The organism is Bartonella sp. CL25QHWL (genome assembly GCF_042195335.1).
Classification (GTDB): Bacteria; Pseudomonadota; Alphaproteobacteria; order Rhizobiales; family Rhizobiaceae; genus Bartonella.
In genome coordinates this window covers 800-1,052 of record NZ_JBHIOE010000064.1, presented here as the reverse complement: position 1 = coordinate 1,052, position 253 = coordinate 800, and the positions used below count along the sequence as shown (strand labels likewise).

The following is a 253-nucleotide window of genomic DNA, read 5'->3' as shown; positions in this document are numbered from 1 at the left end:
AAAATAGCGGAGAAAGCCGATGACCGAGCGTATGAAGCCAAGAATGAAGTAGAAAAAGCCAAGGAAATAGCTAGTAATGCAAAATATATAGCAGGAGAGGCGCAGAGGGCAGCCGAAACAGCGGGTAAGAAAGCCGCGTCTTTAGAGGAAGAAGCGGAAGAGGCACAAAAAATAGCCAAGGAAGCCAAGGAGTCTGCTGGTTATGCAAGACATGACGCGGAGCAAGCGCGTAGTCAGGCAGAAAAGGCAGAAA

The 253-nt window shown here is 48.6% G+C and carries 1 pseudogene; it reads left to right on the top strand.

Annotated features, from left to right (window positions below):
- A pseudogene (locus ACFILY_RS09475) lies at positions 1-253 on the top strand (hypothetical protein); the annotation flags it as partial.